The organism is Pseudomonas oryziphila, from assembly GCF_003940825.1.
Taxonomy (GTDB): Bacteria; Pseudomonadota; Gammaproteobacteria; order Pseudomonadales; family Pseudomonadaceae; genus Aquipseudomonas; species Aquipseudomonas sichuanensis.
Genome location: NZ_CP034338.1, coordinates 968904 through 987955, shown reverse-complemented (window position 1 = coordinate 987955; position 19052 = coordinate 968904). Strand labels below are relative to the sequence as shown.

Here is a 19052-nt window from a genome sequence, read left to right as displayed (position 1 = left end):
AATGTCTCGAATTCATCCACAGGCTCAGGCCACCGCACGCGGTGGATAGATGCGGGTAGGCACGAAGGGGATCAGGCAGATCAGGGCGACGGCGAAGCCCGCCATCACCAGGTAAAGGTCGGCCGAGGTCAGCACCAGGGCCTGGTCATGAATGCGCTTGGCCAGGCCGGCGGTGTTGTCGTCGATCAGTGGCGCATTGCCCAGGCGGTCGACCAGGTGGTTGGAATGGAAATGCCGGCGCAGGGTGCCCAGCGCATCGAGCAGGCCACCGGCGATTACCGCCGACAGGCCCTTGACCGTGTTGAACCAGCTGGAGGCGAACGGGCCTTCCTGCGGGGTCATGCCGTTGGTCGAGAGCATCAGCAGCGGCAGCACCGCCATCGGCTGGCCGAACACCTGCAGCAAGTAGAAGGGGTAGAAGTCGCCGCGGATCCACTGCGAAGTGAGCAGGCTGCTGCCCACGCACGACGCCGCCAGCATGGCCAGCCCGAGCGCCAGCACCCAGCGGCAGTCCACCGCGCGGATGTTGCACAGCGCCGCCGTCAACGGCAGGGCAATGAGTTGCGGCATGGCCACCAGCATCATCAGCGGGCTGGTCTGCGCCGGGCGATAGCCCTGGATTTGCGCCAGGTACGCAGACGGAATGCTGCCCACGCCAGAGAGCACGATCAGCACCCCTGCCAGTGTCACCAGAGCGAAGCTCAGGTTGCGCCGCGACAGCATGCGCAGCTGGAAGAACGGCAGCGGCTCGGACCATTCGTTGTACATGAACAGCACCAGCAACAGCAGGCCGCCGCCGAGCAGCCAGCAGATCAGCGGCGAATCGAACCAGCCCCAGCGATCGCCCAGCGACAGGCCAAGGACGATGCTGCTGATCGCCGGCAGGCCGAGCAGCACGCCGCGCCAGTCGAACTGCTTGAAGCGCTCCAGGCGCAGCGGGTCCTGGGGCAGGCCCCAGCCCACGCAGGCGATGGCCAGCAAGGAGGGCAGGATGATCTGCCAGAACGCCCACTGCCAGCCGACGTATTCGGTCCACAGGCCCGCCAGGGGTGTGCCCAGATTGGGCCCGAAGGTGGCGGTCAGGGCGTAGCAGGCCAGGCCGTAGACCTTGATGCCCGGCGGCAGGAAGCGCAGCGCCACGCTCATCAGCATCGGTGGCAGGGCACCGGAGGCGAAGCCTTGCAGAATGCGCAGCAACATCAGGCTGTGCAGGTTGGGCGCGAAGGGTTGGATCAGGCCAAGCACGGCGAACAGGCCGACGGCGGACATGGTGAAGCGGCGCAGCGAAAAGGTGGTGGCCAGCCACGGGGCGAAGGCCATGGCCGACACCGAGGCGGCGCTGTACACCGCCAGCAACCAGGCGCCTTCGTCGGCACCGATGCCCATGGCGCCACGGATGTCGCTCAGGGAAATCTTGGTCACCGACTCGTTGAGCCCGGCGCACAGCACCGCCAGCAACACGCCGAACAGCCCCACCACTACCCGCAGGCCGAACGCCGCCTGCACAGGGGCGGCCGGCGCGGGAGCGGCGGCCAGCGCGGCAGAGGGCGCGGTCAGGGAACTCATGGAATGACATCTCCAGCAACAAATTCAGGGCTGGGGGAAGTCTAAGAAGGTCGAATGCTGACGAAAACTGACTTGTTGGCAGGTTTATGTTGCGCCAAACGCAATCCAGCTTTGAGATCGGCGGCGCCTGCTTCGCCGCTGCGATTTACCCGCGAAGCAGGCGACTCGGTTTTACGGCTCGCCCGCGCAGCAGGCCCGCATGGTCCGGCGCAACCACCGATGCGCCGGGTCGTTGTCGAATCGTGGATGCCAGGCCTGCATCACCCGCACCTTTTCCAGCGGCACCGGGATATCGAACGAACGCAACGGCAGGCCGAACTTGGCCACGCTGCCGAGGATGTTCGCCGGCATCGGCAGGATCAGGTCCGACTCCGGCAACGAGAACATCGCCGAATGAAAGCTCGGCGTGATCAGCGCTACCCTGCGCTGCACGCCATGGGCGCCCAACTCCACATCGATCGGGCCGTTGGCCCGCCCGCGTCGCGATACGCTGATCTGCGGGTAGCGGGCAAAGCGCTCCGGGGTGATCTCGGCGTCGAAGATCGGGTGGTCGGCCCGCGCCAGCCCGACGAACCAGGTGTCGAACAGGCTCTGTACTTTGATCTCCGGCCCCATGTCGATGCTCGAGCTGACCACCAGGTCGATCTGCCCGTGGCGCAGCACCAGGTCGTCGTCGCCCTGATGCTCGGGGACGAAGCGCAGCACAGTGTTGGGCGCCTGTTCGAGCATCATGTGCAGCAGGCGCGCGCCGTAGAGGGCGATGAACAGGTCGTTGGTGCGGATGTTGAAGGCCCGGTCGAGGTTCGCCAGGTCGACCTCGTCGCCACTGCGAAACACCAACCCGGCCTGCTCCACCAGCGCCCGAACCTGGTCGCGCAGGGCCAGCGCCCGGGGCGTCGGCACCAGGCCACGGCCGGCACGCACCAGGATCGGATCGCCCATGGCCTCGCGGATGCGCCCCAGGGTTCGGCTCATGGCCGCCGGGCTCAGGTTCATGCGCTGGGCGGCGCCGACCACGCTGCCTTCGTCGAGCAGGGCGTCGAGGGCGACGAGCAGGTTCATGTCCGGGAGTTGCATGGCCGTTGTCCGTGACAGCTGTGGGAAACGCGATGGTATCAGGTTGGTGGATTGCGTCAGGCGCAATGGCACCGTGCGTGGGGGGCCATTTATCCGTGTGGGTGAATGAACCGAGAATGGTGTGAACTCATCGCCGGCAAGCCGGCTCCCACAGGCAGCGCATCTCCCTGTGGGAGCCGGCTTGCCGGCGATGAGGCCAGCACTGCCATCCATTCTCCCAAGGATTGCCCATGCCCCACCCGGTCCTGATCGCCATCGACGCGTCCCCCGCCAGCCATGCCCTGCTCGACCTCGCCCGCCGCTACTGCCGCCCGGGCGAACACACCCTGCACGTGCTGCTGGCCATCGACGCGACCTTCGCCGTGCATGACCAGCGCACGACCTACACCGAGCAGGAGCTGGAGGAATATCCCGCCGCCTGCGACGAGCAGCAGTTGGCTGAACATGCCGTGAGCAACGCCGTGAAGACCCTGCGCGAAGCCGGGTTCGACAGCCTGGGCTGCATGGAGGCCGGCCAGCCGGAGGACGTCATCGTCGCCAAGGCCCGGGAGTTGGAGTGCGAGCTGATCATCATGGGGCACCGGCATCTGTCGCGGTTTGGGCGACTGCTGGATCCGTCGATCAGCGCCAAGGTGATCGACCGGGTACAGGTGCCGGTGCTGGTAGGTGTAGCGACAGGGGCGTGAACGTGGATTAGCCCGGATCTGTAGTGGTTTCGCCGACGCCATCGCGGGGCAAGCCCGCTCCCACGGTGTTGAGCTTGAACTGCCCTGTTTTCCTGGGGACAGTCCATCTCGTGGGAGCGGGCTTGCCCCGCGATGACGTCCTCGGATCACTCCCCGCTCGGTTTTACCACCACGGTGCACGTGGTCCCCGCCGCCAGCAGGTACCCCTGCGGCACCTCATCGATATGAATCCGCACCGGCACCCGCTGCGCCAGCCTTACCCAGTTGAACGTGGGGTTCACATCGGCGATCAACTCGCGGCTCTGCGGGTTGTCGCGGTCGTAGATACCCCGGGCGATGCTCTCCACATGCCCGCGCAGGCGCTCGCCGCTCATCATCTGCAACTCGGCCACGTCGCCCACCTTCACATGGGGCAACTTGGTCTCCTCGAAGAAGCCGTACACCCAGAACGAGTTTTCATCCACCACCGCCATCACCGCCTCGCCGGTGCGGGCGTAGTCGCCCTTGTGGATATTCAGGTTGGTCACGTAGCCATCGACGGTGGCGACGATCTGCGTACGCTTGAGGTTCAGCTCGGCCGCCGCCAGCTGGGCCTGGGCCTGCTGGTAGTCGGCCAGCGCCGAGTTGGCGATGTTGCTGGCGTCGTCGCGGTTCTCCTTGGAGATCACCAGGTTGTCCATGTCGGCACGGCGCTTGGCGTTGACCTTGCGCATTTCCCAGGTGGCCTTGCGCGAAGCGACCAGCGCCTTGGCCTGGTCCACCGCCAGCTGGTAGTGCTCAGGGTCGATGCGGATCAGCACATCGCCCTTCTTCACCCGCTGGTTGTCCTTGACCGGTACATCCACCACATAGCCCGGCGCGTCGGCGGCGACGTTGATGATGTCGGCGCGCACCCGGCCGTCGCGGGTCCAGGGCGTGGTCATGTAGTGCAGCCACAACTGGCGACCGATCACCACGGCAGCGGTCAGCACCAGCAGGGTGGCGATCAGGCTGAAGAACTTTTTCATCGAAGGTTTCTCACCAGTAGAGCGACAGCGCCAGGGCGCCGAACAGGCAGACGAACAGGGAAAGGCGCAGCAGCGCCGGGTGCCAGAAGAAGCGGTAGCCATCAACGCTTGCAATGAACCGGTCGAGCCCCCAGGCCAGGCCCAGGGCGAACAGGAACATCAAGGTCATGGTGGGCATGTACACGCCATGGAAGGCGATCTCACGGGGCATCGTGCAATCCTTTCGCCGGAGCCAACGGCGACTGTGGGTCGAGCAGGGAGGTTCGGATGAAGTGCAGGTAGCTCTGCGCCCGGCGCAGCACCGAGGTGTCGAAGTGCCGGGCGAAGGGCTCGTCGGTGGCCTGCACCCGGCTGATGGCATGGTCCACTGCCACCAGGGCGCGTTCGTGGTTGCTGGCGCTGGGTTGCAGGAACAGCCGCGCCAACGCCCGGCCCATGACGCGGATGGCCTGGCGCCAGGGCTGCGACTCGGCATAGGCCGGGTGCACCGGCGCGCGGGCCTGCTCCTTGCGCAGTTCGATGACGGCGTGGCCGATCTCCAGCACCGTGAACATCCAGCCCATCAGTTGGCTTTGCACCTGCGGCTTGCCGGCGGCCAGGCCATAGGCCTGGTGCAGCAGGTCGCGGGTGCGGCTTTCGAAGGCCGAGCCCAGGCCGCGCAGGCGCCCGCTGATGGCGAACAGCACCTGCTCGCGCAGCTCCTGCTCCAGGCGGCTCCACAGCCAGCGGCTGTTGGGCGGCAGGATGATCGCCCCGGCCGCGGCGCAGACGAACATGCCGATGACCATGCCGATGTAGTCGTTGATGAAGGTGTAGGGGTTGTAGACGGTGAGGTTGTTGGGCACCGAGCCGATGGCGAAGAACACCAGCAAGCCCAGGCCATAGCCGGCGTAGGCCGGGCGTGAGGCGAGGAACGCACCGAGCACGAAGACCGGCGCCAGCACCATGCACAGCAAGGGGAAGCCATCGATCCAGGGGAACACGAAGAAGGTTTCGAAGAAGCCGATGAAGGCACCGATCGCCGTGCCGCAGGCCATCTGGAACGACATGCGCTTGGGGTTCGGCGAGGCCGCCGACAGGCCCACGGTGACGGTGGCGATCAGGGTCATCATGGCGCCGCTGGGCCAGTCGCTGAGCAGCCAGTAGCTGCCCAGCAGCAACAGCACCGCCGAGGCGCGCACGCCAGCGGCCGCCGACACCAGCCAGCTGGTCTGGGCCACGTAAGGCTCGTCCCATTGCTCGCGCTCGTGGCTATGCACGGCCAGCGAGGCGTGGGTCTCGGCGTAGCTGTACATCTCGTCGACGAAGCGGTAGAGCAGCTCGAAGGCCGTGTGGAAATCGAGCAGGTCGGACTCGCTGGGGTCGGTTTCCAGGTAGTCCGCCCGCAGCCCGCGGACTTGGGCTTGCAGGCCTTCTTTATAAGTGCCCAGTTCGAGCGCCAGGCGCAGCGCATCGGCGTCGGTCAGCGCACGCCCCACATAGGGCTGCAACAGCTCGGCCAGTGTCTCAAGGCCCGGCTCGATGGCGCCGACGATCTGCAGCGGGCCACGGGCACGCAGGCGCTCCAGCAGCCGGTGCAGGGCGTTGAAGCGGGTGGTGATGGCCATGAACTCACTGTTCATGCGGACCAGCCGGCCAGAGCGGCGGCGCATGTGCGGGTCTTCGAAGGCGGTGACGTTGCGCAGGCTCTCAAGCCCCACCGCTTCGGCGACGAAGCGCACGTTGCTGGTCTCGTAGCGGTCGCGCTGGCTGTCGCCGCGCAGCGCTTCGACCACCACCCCGGCGAAGGTGCCGAAGCGCTGGTACAGGGCGTTACGCATGGCGGCGCTGGCCGACTGCGGCAGGATCGCGGCGCTGACGAAGGTCGACACCAGGATGCCCAAGGCGATTTCCAGCACCCGCCACACCGCGGCCATGAACGCCTGGTCGGGGTGTTCCAGCACCGGCAGGCCGATCATCGCCGCGGTGTAGCCGGCCAGCACGAAACCGTAGGCGCGGAAGGTGCGGTAGCGCATGGCACCGGCCGAGCACAGGCCCACCCACAGGGCCAGGCTGGGCAGGAACAACTCGGTGTTCTGCGGGAAGATCGCGATCAGCGCAACCATCATCGCCGAGCCGGCCAGGGTGCCGAGCACCCGGTAGAAGCTCTTGGCGAACACATGGCCGCTTTGCGGCTGCATGACGATGAACACGGTGATCATCGCCGTGCGCGGCTGCGGCAGCTCCAGGCGCATGGCCAGCCACAGGGTGATGAAGGCAGCGGCCAGGACCTTGAAGATGTACACCCAAGTAACGCCGTCGGTGCGCGCCCAGGCGAAGAAGCCCCGGCGCCATTCCAGGCTCTGCAGCCAGCGCAGGGGCAAGCTCAGTGCGCTCATTGGGCGTGGTCCGCGTGGTCGAGGAGTTTGTCGACCAGCGTCAAGGCGGCGGGGGTCTTCGGTGCGGCCTGGCGCTGTTCATCCGGCACGTCCTTGCCGGCTTCCAGGCCACCACCCAGGGCGGTGACCAGTTCGGCATGGGCGATCAGGCGCGCGGCCTGCACTTGCTGTTGCACCTGTTGCTGGCGGAACAGCAGGGTCTGGGCGTTGAGCACGTTGAGGTAGTCGGTGAGGCCGCGTTGGAAGGCCACGGTGGCGATGTCGTAGGTCTTCTGCGCGGCGGCCACGGATTCGGCGGCGAAGTGCGCCTGCTCCTGCATCGATTCGCGGCGGATCAACTGGTCGGAGATATTCTTCAGCGCGCCAATCACCGTCTGGTTGTAGCGCGCCACGGCCACGTCATAGCCGGCCGAGGCCACGCCCAGCTGCGAACGCAAGCGGCCACCGTCGAAGATCGGCAAGGTAATCGCCGGCCCGACGTTGTAGTTGAACTTGCGCCCGGTGAGGAATTCCAGCGGGCCGCCGCCGGTGGCCATGAAGCCGAGGCTGCCCACCAGGTCGACATTGGGGAAGAAGCCGGCATGAGCCACATCGATGCCGCGCGCCTGGGCGGCGACCTGCCAGCGGCTGGCGACCACGTCGGGGCGCTGGCCGACCAGTTCGGCGGGCAGGTTCGACGGCAGCTTGAGCGGCGCGCCGAGGGTCAGGCTTGGCCGCTGCAGCTTGCCGCCCTCCCCCGGGCCCTTGCCGGCCAGGGCCGCCAGCTGATTGCGGGTCAGGGCGATTGCTTCGTTGAGGCTGTCGATCTGGCGGTGGGTCTCGGGCAGCGGCGCTTCGGCCTGGCTGAGCTCGAAATGGGTGCCGATGCCACCGTCGAGGCGACGCTTGGCCAGGGCGACGATCTGCTCCTGCTGGGCCAGCTCGGCCTGGACGATATCGCGCCGGGCAAACTGCAGGCTGAGCTGGATGTAGCTGCGCACCACGTTGTTTTCCAGCTCCAGCTGGGCCTGGCGCGCCTCGGCGACGCTCATGTGGGCCTGGTCCACGGCCTGCTCGCTGGCATTGCGTTCACGGCCCCACAGGTCCAGCGCGTAGCTGAAACCGATGGCGGCGTTGTTGTCCCAGGTGTTGGCGCCGGACAACGCGCCGGGGCCGTAGAACTGATCCTCGGGCCAATTGTGGCGCTTGAGCGAGGCCTGGCCGTTGGCCTGGAACTGCTCGGCCGACTCGACCACACCGGCCATGGCCTTGGCTTCACGCACCCGTGCGGCGGCCATGGCCATGCTCGGGCTGCCCTGCAGGGCCAGCGCTACCCAGGCGTTCAATTGGGGGTCGCCATAGGCGCGCCACCACTGCTGGGCCGGCCAATGGGCATCACGCGCCGCCTCGCCAATGGCGGCGTCGGTGGTCAGTTGGTTGGCTTGGATTGTCTTGCTTTGCGGGGCAATGCCCCAGGTTCCGATACAGCCGCTCAAGGACAAGCTAAGGGCACAGGCACTGAGCGCTCGGAGCGCTCCGATGTGGCGACGCGGCACAGCTGCGATTTCCCGAGGAAGAGGTGGAGGGGCTGGGCCATTCTAGGGGTGGCTTTCATTGGCGATAAGCGCATATTCCTGCGAATCTTTGTTACCAAAACAGCGATAATCCGGCTTTGGTCGAACGTGCATTCACGTTACTTCATGTCACAATTTTGTCCTCTAACCCGAGAGTGACCCATGGACACCCTGCAAAACATGCGTGCTTTCAGTTGTGTGGCCCAGCTCGGCAGTTTCACTGCCGCCGCCGTGCAGCTTGATACGACCACCGCGAACGTCTCGCGCGCGGTCTCCAACCTGGAAGCCCATCTGCAAACCCGCCTGCTCAACCGCACCACCCGGCGCATCGCGCTGACCGAAGCAGGCAAGCGCTACCTGATGCGCTGCGAACAGATCCTCAGTTACGTCGAGGAGGCCGAAGCCGAAGCCAGCGATGCCCACGCCCGCCCTGCCGGGCAGCTGAAGGTGCATTCGATGACCGGCGTGGGCCAGCATTTCGTGGTCGATGCCATCGCCCGTTACCGCGAGTCGCACCCGGACGTGACCTTCGACCTGACCATGGCCAACCGTGTGCCCGACTTGCTCGACGAGGGCTACGACGTGTCCATCGTGCTCGCCACCGAGCTGCCGGACTCGGGCTTCGTCTCGCAACGCCTGGGCATTACCTACAGCATCGTCTGCGCCTCGCCCGAATACGTGGCACGCCACGGCACCGCGCACAAGCCGGCCGACCTGCTCAAGCATTCGTGCCTGCGCATGGTCAGCCCGGTGATCCCGCTGGAGAAGTGGCTGTTCGACGGCCCCGAAGGCCAGGAGCTGGTCAACATCACCACCTCACCGTTCCAGGTGAACTCGGCCGATGCGATGAAGACCGCGATCCGCAGCAGCATGGGGGTTGGCGTGCTGCCGATCTATTCGGCCATCGATGCCCTGCGTGACGGCAGCATCGTGCGGATCATGCCCGACTACCGCCTGCAGGAGCTCAACCTGTACGCGATCTACCCGTCGCGCCAGTACCTGGATGCCAAGATCAAGACCTGGGTCGAGTACCTGCGCAACTCATTGCCGGAGATCCTGGCGGCCCATGAGGCGGACCTGAAGACCCACCAGGTGCTGATCGCCAACTGAATGGGCAGCTGCAAGCTGCAAGCTGCAAGCTGCAAGCTGCAAGCTGCAAGCTGCAAGCTGCAAGAAGAAGCGTAACTACACATATCCCGCTTTTGCTTATGACTTGCAGCTTGTAGCTTGTAGCTTTTCCCAGGAGAAGCCCGATGAAAAAGACCGTCCTGGCCTTCAGCCGCATTACCCCAGCCATGGCCGAACGCCTGCAGCAAGACTTCAACGTGATCCTGCCCAACCCGAAACTGGGCGACATCGCCGCGCAGTTCAACGAAGCCCTGCCCGAGGCCCATGGCCTGATCGGCGTGGGCCGCAAGCTCGGCCGCGCGCAGCTCGAAGGCGCGGGCAAGCTTGAGGTGGTATCGAGCGTCTCGGTCGGCTACGACAACTACGACCTGGCCTACCTCAACGAGCGCGGCATCGCCCTGACCAATACCCCCGATGTGCTCACCGAAAGCACTGCCGACCTGGGCTTCGCTCTGGTCATGGGCTGCGCCCGCCGTACCGCCGAGCTCGATGCCTGGACCAAGGCCGGCCAGTGGCAGGCCACCGTGGGCCCGGCGCACTTCGGCAGCGACGTGCATGGCAAGACCCTGGGGATCGTCGGCATGGGCAACATCGGCGCGGCCATCGCCCGCCGTGGCCGCTTCGGCTTCAACATGCAGGTGCTGTACGCCGGCAACAGCCGCAAGGCGGCGCTGGAGCAGGAGCTCGGCGCACAATTCCGGAGCCTGGATGAACTGCTGGCCGAGGCCGACTTCGTCTGTATCGTGGTGCCGCTGTCCGAGGCCACCCGCAAGTTGATCGGCGCACGGGAATTGAAGCTGATGAAGCCCAGCGCGTTCCTGATCAACATCGCGCGCGGGCCGGTGGTGGATGAGGCGGCGCTGATCGAGGCGCTGCAAAACGGCACCATCCGTGGCGCCGGGCTGGATGTGTACGAGAAAGAGCCACTGGCCGACTCGCCGCTGTTCAAGCTGCCCAACGCCCTGACCCTGCCCCACGTCGGCTCGGCCACCGCCGAAACCCGCGAGGCCATGGCCAACCGGGCGATCGACAACCTGCGCGCGGCGCTGCTGGGTGAGCGGCCACGGGATCTGGTGAATCCGCAGGTGTGGAAAGGCTGATAGCCGCTTACTGACTGGGCTGGCGCTATCGCCGGCAAGCCGGCTCCCACAAGGTCTCAGTGATCGCTGTGGGAGCTGGCTTGCCAGCGATAGGGCCAACCCTCATTTCACTGCCAGTACGCCTTCGACCGGCTTCACTTTCGGCTTGCGAAACACCAGCACATTCCCCGCCATCACCACCACCAGCCCCAGCAGCGCCGGCGGCGTCCACTGGTAGCCTTCGGCGAACGCCGACACATTCAGCGCCACCAGCGGGAACAGTACCGTGCAGTAGGCCGCGCGCTCCGGCCCCATGCGCCCGACCAGGGTGAGGTAGGCGGTGAAACCGATCACCGAGCCCGGGATCACCAGGTACAGCAGCGAACCGATATAGCGCGTGTTCCACTCCATCTCGAACGGGATGCCGCTGACCAGGCAATACACCGCCAGCATCGACGCGCCATAGAGCATGCCCCAGGCATTGGTGGTCATGGGCTTGAGCCCGGCCCGCTGCTGCACGCTGGAGAGCATGTTGCCGGCCGAGAAACACAAGGTGCCGAGCAGCGCCAGGCCCAGGCCGTAGAGGGTTTCGCGGCTGGCGGCGTGGTGCGAAAGCTCCGGCCAGAACAGCAGCCCCAGACCGAGCAGGCCCATGGCCCCGCCGCCGAGCACGTTGGCGGCAACCTTCTGGCCGAAGAAGATCCGCGCATTGAGGGCATTCCACAGGGTGGCGGTGGAAAACACCACGGCGATCAGGCCACTGGCGATCCACTGGCTGGCGGTGAGGAAGCACATGAAGTTGACGCAGAACAAACAGAAGCCCTGGGCCAGGCACACCAGATGGCCGCGCCTGTCCATCGGTTGCAGGCGCCGGGTAAGTAGCAGGATGGCGAACAGGATCAGCCCGGCCAGGGCGAAGCGGTAGACGATCGACACCGGGATGGCGACTACGCCCAGTTGCAGTTTCAGGGCTATCCAGGTAGTGCCCCAGATCAGGACGGTGAGCAGGTAGAGCGACAGGTTCATGGTGAACTCCCAGGGCATCAGGCCCATCGCGGGGCACGCCCGCTCCCACGAGGACAGCGTGGGAGCGGGCTTGCCCCGCGATGGACATCACAGGAAACCAGTCTCAGGCCTGCGTCCCCTGCCCCGCTTGCACAAACTTGCGCTTTTCCTCGCCAGGTAGCTGCCAGCCCCTCGCCATCGCAGTACGATGGCCACCAGAGGACCCGCCCATGCCCGCACTCGATCACCTGCAAGTCTTCAACGCCATGCACGCCTCCCCCCACGCCCGCCTGGAGCTGAGCGCGCACCTGGGCGACGGGCTGGCGGCGGCGTTGTGGAGCAACCGTGACGATGCCCGCGACTATCAGGCCCCCAGCCACCACACCCTGTCCTGCTACATCGCCGACGGTACCGGCACCTTCCGCCGCCAGCGCCCGTCGGACAAAGGGTCGCCTGGCAAGCTGTGCATCATGCCCGCCGGCCACGAGTCGAACTGGGTGGTCAACGGCTCGATCCGCCTGGCCCACCTGTACATCAGCGAGGCGCAATTCGCCCTGGGCTGCACCCGCCTGCTCGACCGTGAGCCACGGGAGATGCAACTGCGCGAGGCGACCTTCCTTGAAGACCCTTTGCAGGCCGCGCGCTTTCGCCAGCTGATCCAGCTGGACTGGGCCGAGCCCGGCGAACGGCTGCTGGCCAGCAGCCTGGGGCACGCCATCATCGACCATGCCGTGCTGCACCAGGCGGGGCTGCGCCAGGGGCTGAAACTCAAGGGCGGGCTGGCGCCGCACCAACGCCGGCAGTTGGTCGAGTACATCGAGGCCAACCTCGACCAGCCGCTGACGCTGGGTGAGCTGGCGCTGCGCTGCAACCTGTCCGAATACCACTTTGCGCGGATGTTCCGGGCGAGCTTCGGTTTGCCGCCGCATCAGTACCTGCTGGCCCGGCGCCTGCACCGGGCGTGCGAGCTGTTGCGCCTGGGGCAACTACCGCTGGGGCAGGTGGCGTTGCTGTGCGGGTTTGCCAGTGCCAGCCATTTCAGCAACCGGTTCAGGCAGGCGTTGGGGGCGACGCCGGGGGAATATAGGGCAGCCTTCAACGGCTGACCGTGGGCCCTCATCGCTGGCAAGCCAGCTCCCACAGGGCCCGTGTGGGAGCTGGCTTGCCAGCGATGGACCGCAAAGCGGTCCCCGTTTTTAGAACTCGAACGTACTCGACAGGCTCACCTGCCGCGCATCCCCCACCGCGACGAAGTACCGGTTCACCGCCGAGGTGTAGTACACCTTGTCGAACAGGTTCTTCACGTTCAGTTGCAGTAGAACCTTGTGCTCGTCGAGCTTGGTCTCGTAGCTGGCAAAGGCATCGGCCACGGTATACGCCGGCAGGTCGAAGTCATTGGTCGCATTGCCGGCACGTTCCCCTACATAGCGGGCGCCCGCCCCTACACGCAGGCGGTCGCCGCCGAACAGGCTGCCGTAGTCATACACCGCCGACAGCGATCCACTGTGGCGAGCGACGTTCTGCAGGCGATTGCCCTTGAGGTCCGGGTCTTTGGTCACTTCGGCATCGGTGAAGGCGTAGGCGCCGATCAGGCTCCAGCGCTCGCTGAGCTGGCCGGTCAGGTCCAGTTCGACGCCGCGGGAGCGCACTTCACCGGCATTGCTGTAGATGATCGTGCCGGGCTGAGTGTCGCCGTCGGCCACCAGCACATTGCGCTTGTTGATATCGAACAGCGCCAGGGTGCCGGTCAACCGGCCGGGGATATCCAGCTTGGCGCCCAGTTCCCACGACTTGCCTTGCTCCGGCTCGATGCCGGAGTCGAGGGTGAGGGTCTGGCCACCGCCGATGCTCAGCGGCGCGATGGTCGAGTTGGGTTTGAACGACTCGCTGTAGCTGCCATAGAACGACAGTTGCTCGTCGAGCTTGTACACCAGGCCCGCATGGGGCACCCAGGTCTGGCCGCTGTTGTCGGTGTTGACCTTGAACGGGCGGCCACGGCCGGCGTACTGGTCGAACTGCTGGAAGCGCCCGCCGGCAACCAGGATCCAGTGATCGTCCAGGTGCCAGGCATCCTGCAGGAACAGCGAATCGCTGCGCAGTTCGTCGGTCTGGTCGCTGTCGCTGGCGCGCACGCTGGTGCCTTCCACTTCGCGGCCATAGACCGGGTTGAGGTAGCTGAAGGTCGAACGGCTGTTCTGGCGGATCAGGTCGGCGCGGTAGATCTTGCGGTCTTCGTGATCGACACCGACCAGCAGGTCGTGGCGCTGGCCGGCCAGCTCGACGTTGCCGTTGAGGCTGAAGGTGGCGAACTGGTCGCGGCTCATGGCGCCCTGGGTGCCGTCGATGCTGCGTGTCAGGGTGCCTTTCTGCTCGTTGACGCCGGTCACCCGGACCTGGCTGGCATCGTAGGTTTCGCGGTTGAAGCTGTAGCCGAAGTGGGCTTTCCAGTCGTCGCTCAGCTGGTGATCGACCTCCAGGCGGTACAGGTCGGAGCGGCCTTCCATGTCGTTGAACGGCTCGTCGAGACGGCGGCTGGCGGGAATGTTCAGCGGGTGCCCGTCACTGCCGAAGGCGGTGCCGCGGTCGAACGGGTAGCTGAACTCACGGTGCTCGTAGGCCAGCACCACCTGGGTGGCTTCGCCCAGCCAGGCGAACGACGGCGCCACCAGCGACTCGCGGTGCACGCCGAAATTGCGCCAGTAGTCTTCGTCTTCATGGTCGACGATCAGCCGATAGGCGAAGTTGCTGTCGCCCAGCGCGCCGGTGCTGTCCAGGCCGCCGCCGCTGCCGTTCTTGCCACTGCCGTAGCTGGAGCCGCGCAGGGTGACGGCGTTGTACTGCTCAAGCTGCGGGCGCTTGCTGACCACGTTGATCACCCCGCCCGGGTCCTGGATGCCGTACAGCAGCGAGGCGGGGCCTTTGAGCACCTCGACCCGCTCGGTGCTGGCGTTGAGGGCGCGGCCCTGCACGATGGGCATGCCGTCGCGCATGATCGAGCCGTCGCGGTTGTCGCCGAAGCCGCGCTTCATCACGGTGTCGGCGGTGCCGCCGAAGTTGTTGCCCTGGGTGATGCCGCTGACGTTGTACAACGCATCGTCGAGGTTGCGCGGCGCCTGGTCGCGGATCACCTGCGCGGGCACCACGTTGATCGCCTGAGGGATGTCCTGGGTCGGGCCCTGGCCGCGCATGATCGAGGCGCTGGCCGGGGGCTGGTAGCTGTAGTCGTCGGCCTGGGATGTGACGGTGGTGGCTTGCAGGTTCACGGCCCCTGTGGTGTCGGCCGGATCGAGGGTCAGGGTGCGGCCATCGACGCGGCGCCAGGCCAGGCCGGAGCTGCCCAGCAGCTGCTGCAGGGCCTGCTCGGCGCTGAACGTGCCGTGCAAGGCCGGCGCCTGCAGATCGGGCAGCGCCAGGGTGTAGACCACGCTCTGCCCGGTGGTGCGGCTGAAGGCGTTGAGCGCCTGGGCCAGCGGCTGGCTCGGCAGGGCGAAGGCATAGGCCTGGCTCTGCTGCTCGGCCATCGCCTGAGGGACCACGGCCAGCACCGACAGGGTGCTGAGGCCGAACCAGAGCGGGACGCAACGCGGGGTGAACTTCATGGACGCTGACCTGTGAGAGGGATGATCTTTTGCGAATGAATCGCACTTCCACTCACTACACGGATGCCGTGAACGGATACCTCACCGTCCTGGTGAAAAAAGTTGAGCTCGCCTGCGCCTGCACCGGCCCAATCGCCGGCAAGCCGGCTCCCACAGGGGCGGCGCGGTCCTCTGTGGGAGCCGGCTTGCCGGCGATTGGGCCAGTTGTAACTAACACCTAGCGCAGGACAGTGATCCGCCCCAACAGCGTCTGCCGCGAGAACCCCAGCACCTTGCCCAGCGAGTCCAGCGCCAGCAGCGGCTCGGCCACCGGGAAGCTGCCGCTGACCTTGCGCTGCGCCAGCTCGCCGTCGAGCAGCACGATCCGCCCGGGGTAGTAACGCCCCAGGTCCTCGACCACCTGCCCCAGCGGCACCTGGTAATAATTCAGCCAGCCCTGGCGCCAGGCCAGGCGGCTGTCGCTGTCCACCGCCTCGACCGCGCCCGCGCTGCCGGTGGCATAGGCCAGCTGTTGATTGGCGGTCAGCTCGCGCGCCGGCTGGCCCTGGGCAGGCGTCACCGCCACCCGGCCGCTGCGCACCGTGACCTGGGCACCCTCGGCCTGCTCGCGCACTTCGAACTGGGTGCCGAGCACGCGCACCTGCCCGCCGTTGGCGTCGACCAGGAACGGCGCGCCGGTGTGGGTCACTTGGAAGAATGCGGCACCGCGCAGCAGGCGCACACGGCGCTCACCCTGGTCGAAGTCCACGCCGATTGCGGTGCCGGCGTCCAGTGTCAGTTGCGAACCATCGGCCAAGGTCACCTGGCGCACCTGCTCGGCGCTGGTGTAGTCAGCGCGCAGGTCCTGCAACCAATGCTGCGGCTGCCAGCCGGCCACGCCACCCAGCACCAGCACCAGGCAAGCGGCCACGGCGAAGCGCTGCCAATGGGGTTTGCGGGCAGGCCGGCGCATGGCTTCGAGGTACTGCTGCAGGCCTGCCTGGTCTTCAGCGGCCAGACGCGCGGCCGGGGCCTCGGTCTGGCGCCACAATGCCTGGGCCTGGGCGTAGGCTTGGCGATGGGCCGGGGCCTGCAGCAACCAGCGCTTGAATGCGGCGCTTTCGGCCTGCTCCGGCTGCTGCTGGATGCGCATCAGCCAGCCCAGGGCGGCCTGGGACTGTTCGGCAGTAATCGGCGGTTCGAGGCTCATCGACGGGCGCTCCCTGGCCGGCGCGGTGGGGGGGCGGCTTCGGCGACACTCGCCTTGCACGCTTCGAGGGCGCGCATCATATGCTTTTCCACGGCGCTCTGGGACAGCTGCATGGCTTTGGCGATCTCGCCATAGGTGCAGCCGTGGATGCGATTGAGCAGGAAGATCTGCCGGGTGCGCTCGGGCAAGGCGCGCAGCGCCGCCTCGATGCGCTGCAGGTCATGGTCGACCTCCAGGGCCTGTTCGGGCGCCTGGGCGAAGGCTTCGTCGTCGGTGTGCTGCAAGCCTTCGGCCACGCGGTCGCGGCTGCCTTCGCTGCGCAGGTAGTCGATGGCCAGGTTGCTGGCGCTGCGCAGCAGGTAAGTATCGAGGGCCTCGACCTTGACCTCGGGGCGGCGCCAGAAGCGCAGGAACAGTTCCTGCACCAGGTCGGCGGCGGTGGCGCGGCAGCCGATGCGCCGGTTGACCAGCGCCTCCATGCGCGCACGCTGGGCGAGGAACACCTGGACGAAGCGCGCCCGGCCACGGCTGGCCTCGGCGTCGGCGTCGATCACCTCCCCCGGCTCGCGCAATGCCTTACACCGCCAGCACGGCCAGCAACGGCCCAAGCACCAGGCTGGCCGCTGCCAGGCCCAGCAGCAAGCGAGGCTGGTACGGCAGGCCGAACACCCACAGCGTCACCCCGGCCATCAGCACGGCGATCCACTCCACCAGGCCGAAGGCCAAGCCCTGCACGTGCACGGCCAGCACCAGCGACAGCAGCAACAGTGACCAGCCACCGATGCGCAGGCCCTTGAGCTGACTGGCCGTGGGCTTGCGCCCGAGCAGGTCGTTGAAGTGTTTTTCCATGGCCAGGCACAGGCCGGCGAAACCGGCGAAACCGAGCAGCGCGACGCTCAGCATCAGCTCACCTCCACGGCTTTGGCGACCTTGGGCGCGCGCTTGGCCACAACCTTGGGCGCGCGCAGCATCTTGCCGGCAGCCCAGGCGAGGAACAGCCCGGTACCCAGTGCAGTCAGGTCGAACCCAGCCATGGCCCAGTCACCGACGGCAATGGAGTGGTTCAACCCCTGGCCGGTGGTCAGGGCGTTGAGCAGCGGCAACAGGGCGAAGGCCAGCGCGCCCAGCGCCAGTTGCTCGCCCCAGGCCCGGCGCCCGGGGCGCAGCACGGCATGGGCCAGCGCCAGGGCCCAGGCCAGGAAGAAGGCGTTGATCTCCCAGTCGGCACGCCCCTGCAACGCCACCGGCAGCAGGCGGTTGGCCCAGAAGAACGCCGCCACGCCGAGCAGCAGGCCGCTCATGCTGGCGATGTTGAGCACCTCGACCAGGCGCAGCTCGACCGGCATATGCCCGCTCTTGGCATGCTTGAGCTGACGCTTGCCCAGCCACATCACCAGGCCCGTGCCGATCACCGCCGTGCCGGCCACGCCGAAGGCGAAATACAGCCAGCGCAGCCACGGCCCGGCGAAATTGCCCATGTGCAGGCCGACGAAGGTAAACGAGGTCATCATCGCCGCGCTCTCCGGCGCGCCTTGGGTAAGCAGGGCGCCGCTGACACCGTCGAAGGTCCAGTTGGCGCTGCGCTTGTAGGCCACGCTGTCGGCCGAGGCGCGGCTGAAGGTGACCCGGGCATTGGCGTCGCCAGGGTTCTGCACCTGGATGAAGCCCATGCGCGCGCCCGGCGCCAGCTCCTGCACCTTGGCGTACAACTCCGGCAATGGCGCCAAGGGTGCCGCCACGCCTGCCAGCGCCGGGGTTTGGTCACGGCCGAACAGATCGTTGAAATAGTCGCCGCTGTCGCCATAGCTGGCCAAGATGCTGGCCGGCATCACCATGTACATGAAGATCACCAGGCTGCTGTAGCTGATCATCAGGTGGAACGGCAGCACCAGCACGCCGATGGCGTTATGGCCGTCGAGCCAGGAGCGCTGGCCCTTGCCGGGGCGGAAGGTGAAGAACTCCTTGAAGATCTTCTTGTGGGTGATGATCCCGGTCACCAGGCCCAGCAGCATGATGAAGGCGCAGAAGGTCGCCAACCAGCGCCCCCACGGATAGGGCATCTGCAGCTCGAAGTGGAAACGGTAGAAAAACTCGCCGCCACGGCTGTCGCGGCCCACCACTTCCTGGCCGCTGACGGCGTCCAGGTCCTTCCTGACCATGCCGCGTCGCCCACCTGCATCCGGGTCGCGCCAACTGACGCTGAGCGCCGACTCGCGCTCGCTGGGCAGGCGGATGAACCAGCTGTTGGCGTGGCTGGCGTTGCTTTGCAGATAGCGCTGCGCCAGTGCCAGGCTAGCCACAGGATCCAGCGGGTGGCTGTGGACTTCGGGGGTGCTCCAGTGGTTGATCTCGTCCTTGAAGTACGACAGCGTCCCGGTGAGGAAAATGGCGAACAGCAGCCAGCCGAAGATCAGCCCGGTCCAGGTGTGCAACCAGGCCATGGCCTGGCGAAAGCCCTCTTTCATCCGTTTTTCATCCAGTAGGCAAGCCCGGCGATCAGCCCCAGCACCAGGCTGGGCAGCAGCACGCCCAACCAGGCGCGCCAGGCGCTGCGGCAGGCGAAGCACCAGATGAAGGCCAGCAGGTAGACCACGAACGACAGCATCATGCCGGTGAGCGCGGCATCGACTTGGGCCATGGGCGTGAGCAGGGTGATGCACACGCTGGCCAGCGACGCCAGCAGGTAGCCGCCCAGCAGTGCCGCCAGGCTGCGTGAGGCCACGGCCAGGCGATAGCTCAAGGGGAGGCCGGCGGCTTTGCTCTTCATCGCGGTGGTCCGGGGATA

At 66.6% G+C, this 19052-nt stretch carries 17 protein-coding genes; 4 read left to right on the top strand and 13 right to left on the bottom strand.

Annotated features, from left to right (window positions below; all coding sequences use genetic code 11):
• Positions 1-24 precede the first annotated feature (24 nt).
• Together EJA05_RS04720 and EJA05_RS04715 are read right to left on the bottom strand one after the other, a co-directional pair.
• The gene (locus EJA05_RS04720; RefSeq protein ID WP_125857502.1) at positions 25-1566 is read right to left on the bottom strand and encodes an MFS transporter; all 1542 of its coding nucleotides are present in this window, start codon (positions 1564-1566) and stop codon (positions 25-27) included.
• 171 nt (positions 1567-1737) lie between these two features.
• Positions 1738-2643 carry a LysR family transcriptional regulator gene (locus EJA05_RS04715; RefSeq protein WP_125857501.1) on the bottom strand — a complete coding sequence of 302 codons (906 nt, stop codon included), beginning with the start codon at positions 2641-2643 and terminating at the stop codon, positions 1738-1740.
• 230 nt (positions 2644-2873) lie between these two features.
• On the opposite strand from EJA05_RS04715, the gene EJA05_RS04710 reads away from it, so the two are divergent.
• Entirely contained in the window at positions 2874-3329 is a 456-nt protein-coding gene (locus EJA05_RS04710; RefSeq protein WP_125857500.1) for a universal stress protein, read from the top strand.
• Between the two features lie 146 nt (positions 3330-3475).
• Here EJA05_RS04710 and EJA05_RS04705 read toward each other — a convergent pair whose 3' ends face one another.
• From EJA05_RS04705 to EJA05_RS04690, 4 genes are read right to left on the bottom strand one after another with little or no spacing between them, the layout of a single operon-like run.
• Entirely contained in the window at positions 3476-4336 is an 861-nt protein-coding gene (locus EJA05_RS04705; RefSeq protein ID WP_125857499.1) for an efflux RND transporter periplasmic adaptor subunit, read from the bottom strand.
• Between the two features lie 10 nt (positions 4337-4346).
• Positions 4347-4547 (bottom strand): DUF1656 domain-containing protein, encoded by a 201-nt coding sequence (locus EJA05_RS04700; RefSeq protein ID WP_028689551.1) that lies wholly within the window; start codon positions 4545-4547, stop codon positions 4347-4349.
• Positions 4537-6714 (bottom strand): FUSC family protein, encoded by a 2178-nt coding sequence (locus EJA05_RS04695; protein WP_125462654.1) that lies wholly within the window; start codon positions 6712-6714, stop codon positions 4537-4539. The genes EJA05_RS04700 and EJA05_RS04695 overlap by 11 nt, the downstream gene beginning before the upstream one ends.
• A complete protein-coding gene (locus tag EJA05_RS04690) occupies positions 6711-8249 on the bottom strand; it encodes an efflux transporter outer membrane subunit (RefSeq protein WP_125857498.1) in 1539 nt (512 codons plus the stop codon). The genes EJA05_RS04695 and EJA05_RS04690 overlap by 4 nt, the downstream gene beginning before the upstream one ends.
• Positions 8250-8429: 180 nt before the next feature.
• Here EJA05_RS04690 and EJA05_RS04685 point away from each other — a divergent pair, with 180 nt between their 5' ends.
• Both EJA05_RS04685 and EJA05_RS04680 read left to right on the top strand, forming a co-directional pair.
• A complete protein-coding gene (locus EJA05_RS04685) occupies positions 8430-9377 on the top strand; it encodes a LysR family transcriptional regulator (RefSeq protein ID WP_125462652.1) in 948 nt (315 codons plus the stop codon).
• Between the two features lie 143 nt (positions 9378-9520).
• Positions 9521-10495: a 2-hydroxyacid dehydrogenase gene (locus EJA05_RS04680; protein ID WP_125462651.1), complete on the top strand. Its 975-nt coding sequence runs from the start codon at positions 9521-9523 to the stop codon at positions 10493-10495.
• 102 nt (positions 10496-10597) lie between these two features.
• On the opposite strand, the gene EJA05_RS04675 is transcribed toward EJA05_RS04680, so the two are convergent.
• The gene (locus EJA05_RS04675; protein WP_125857497.1) at positions 10598-11500 is read right to left on the bottom strand and encodes a DMT family transporter; all 903 of its coding nucleotides are present in this window, start codon (positions 11498-11500) and stop codon (positions 10598-10600) included.
• Between the two features lie 209 nt (positions 11501-11709).
• Between EJA05_RS04675 and EJA05_RS04670 the strand changes: the two genes are divergently transcribed.
• Positions 11710-12585 carry a helix-turn-helix domain-containing protein gene (locus tag EJA05_RS04670; RefSeq protein ID WP_125857496.1) on the top strand — a complete coding sequence of 292 codons (876 nt, stop codon included), beginning with the start codon at positions 11710-11712 and terminating at the stop codon, positions 12583-12585.
• 90 nt (positions 12586-12675) lie between these two features.
• Here the strand turns inward: EJA05_RS04670 and EJA05_RS04665 are convergent, their stop codons facing one another.
• The 6 genes from EJA05_RS04665 to EJA05_RS04640 all read right to left on the bottom strand — a co-directional run bounded on the left by EJA05_RS04665 (position 12676) and on the right by EJA05_RS04640 (position 19034).
• Positions 12676-15078 (bottom strand): TonB-dependent siderophore receptor, encoded by a 2403-nt coding sequence (locus EJA05_RS04665; RefSeq protein ID WP_125857495.1) that lies wholly within the window; start codon positions 15076-15078, stop codon positions 12676-12678.
• Positions 15079-15295: 217 nt separating this feature from the next.
• The gene (locus tag EJA05_RS04660) at positions 15296-16267 is read right to left on the bottom strand and encodes a FecR family protein (RefSeq protein ID WP_125857494.1); all 972 of its coding nucleotides are present in this window, start codon (positions 16265-16267) and stop codon (positions 15296-15298) included.
• Complete coding sequence (locus EJA05_RS04655) at positions 16264-16839, bottom strand: RNA polymerase sigma factor (RefSeq protein WP_125462646.1); 576 nt, start codon at positions 16837-16839, stop codon at positions 16264-16266. Before EJA05_RS04655 ends, EJA05_RS04660 begins: the two co-directional genes overlap by 4 nt.
• 4 nt (positions 16840-16843) lie before the next feature.
• The gene (locus EJA05_RS04650; protein ID WP_125857493.1) at positions 16844-17170 is read right to left on the bottom strand and encodes a DUF3325 domain-containing protein; all 327 of its coding nucleotides are present in this window, start codon (positions 17168-17170) and stop codon (positions 16844-16846) included.
• Positions 17170-18732 (bottom strand): PepSY-associated TM helix domain-containing protein, encoded by a 1563-nt coding sequence (locus tag EJA05_RS04645; RefSeq protein ID WP_125857492.1) that lies wholly within the window; start codon positions 18730-18732, stop codon positions 17170-17172. Before EJA05_RS04645 ends, EJA05_RS04650 begins: the two co-directional genes overlap by 1 nt.
• Positions 18729-19034, bottom strand: coding sequence for a DUF3649 domain-containing protein (locus EJA05_RS04640; protein WP_125462643.1), 306 nt, complete (start codon positions 19032-19034; stop codon positions 18729-18731). Before EJA05_RS04640 ends, EJA05_RS04645 begins: the two co-directional genes overlap by 4 nt.
• Positions 19035-19052 lie beyond the last annotated feature (18 nt).